The sequence below is a fragment of the Falsiroseomonas oryzae genome, from assembly GCF_027856955.1.
In the GTDB taxonomy this organism is placed as follows: Bacteria; Pseudomonadota; Alphaproteobacteria; order Acetobacterales; family Acetobacteraceae; genus Falsiroseomonas; species Falsiroseomonas oryzae.
Map to the genome: position 1 here is coordinate 1 of NZ_JAPSMD010000779.1, position 1378 is coordinate 1378.

Consider the following 1378-nt stretch of genomic DNA (forward strand, 5'->3'; position numbering starts at 1 on the left):
GCCCGTCCAGCGCGGCCAGCCCGATCGCCGGCGCGGCGGCGGTGGCCACGGCCGAGAGCCGGTGGCGCAGCTGCAGCGCGCGGCGGAGGTGCGGCAGCGCGGCTTCCACCAGGCGCTTCTCCGGCTCGTCGAAGGGCGCGGTGCCCGGCGGGCGGTGCAGGCCGAGGGGCATGGTGCCCGCGGCGCCGAGCGGCACGACGGTGCCGACGACGTAGCGCAGGCCGTAGCGCCGGCCGAAGCCGTTCCAGAACTCGCTGCGCAGGAACTCGGCTTCCGGCACCAGATGTCCGCTGGTCCAGACCCGCGGCGCCGCGCCGCCGGAGCGGAGCGCGGCGGCGGCGCGATGCGTCCAGAGGTCGTGCGCGCGGTAATGCGCGGCATAGGCAGCCACCGCCTCGCCCGGAATGTTCGCGTGGCAGAGCAGCTCCGCGCCCTCGCCGGCGGCGTCGCTCACCATCAGCGACGCGCTGCGCGCATGCACCAGCGCCGCCAGGCCATGGCCGACGGCGGTCCAGGGCGTGCCGCCGGCGGCGGCGTCGTAGATGTCCTCGGTCAGGGCGAGCAGCCGGGCGTGCGACATGGCGCGTGCCTCCGTGTGCTTCACCCCGGGGGTAGCATCCTCACGCCCGCCGCCGATCCGAAGAATCCACGAAATCGCGAGGCGCAAAGCTTCGGGCGCCGGGACGCGCGCCATCATCCGAACGGAGGATGCGGCCGGCGGGCCGCCACGCCGAGCATGCGGGGGCGTCCCGATCCCGGGCGCGGAAGCCAGGAGAGACCCGTCATGCCCCGCACCGATCCCCGTCTGGCGAGCTTCGCCGCCCTGCTGCTCGCCGCCGCCGCGCTGCTCTACGCCGGCGGCCGCATCGCACCCCCGGCCGCCACGGCGGCGCCCGGCACCGACCTCGCCGTCGCGGAGCTTTCGCCGGTGCCGAGCTTCTGGGGCTTTCCGTGACGCGCGCCGCGAGGAGGACCGCGCCATGACCTGTCCCGTCCGGCGGCTCTGTGCCGCCGTCGCGCTCGCCTTGCCGCTCGCCCTGCCGCTGGCGGCGACGCCCGCCGCGGCCTTCGAGCACACGCGCTTCGAGGCGCTGTGGGTGGAGCCGGTCCGCCCCGATGCGCTGCGGCCGCTACCGGCGCTGCTGAACCTGCCGGCGGCCTGGCGGCCAGGCGACGCGGCGGCAGTGCTGCTGTTCGACCCGCCCGGCGCGCCGGGGCTGCGCGACGCGCTGCTCGGCGCGCTGCTCGACCGCGGCGCCGCCGTGCTGGAGCTGGACGCGAACACGGCGCAGGGCTTCTCCGCCGACAGCGACCACGATCCGCCGCCGCCCACGGTGGAGAGCCTGACGACCGATCTCTTCGCCGCGCTGGCCGAGCT

The 1378-nt window shown here is 76.8% G+C and carries 3 protein-coding genes; 2 read left to right on the forward strand and 1 reads right to left on the reverse strand.

Going from position 1 to position 1378, the window contains the following annotated elements; translation table 11 throughout:
• On the reverse strand, positions 1-580 hold a 580-nt coding region (locus tag OZN99_RS31600; RefSeq protein ID WP_270939151.1), incomplete at its 3' end, for a hypothetical protein.
• A gap of 204 nt (positions 581-784) precedes the next feature.
• Between OZN99_RS31600 and OZN99_RS31605 the strand changes: the two genes are divergently transcribed.
• On the forward strand, positions 785-955 hold the full coding sequence (locus OZN99_RS31605; protein WP_270939152.1) for a hypothetical protein: 171 nt from the start codon (positions 785-787) through the stop codon (positions 953-955).
• A gap of 25 nt (positions 956-980) precedes the next feature.
• Positions 981-1378 (forward strand): hypothetical protein (locus OZN99_RS31610; RefSeq protein WP_270939153.1); only part of this gene is annotated, 398 nt, incomplete at its 3' end.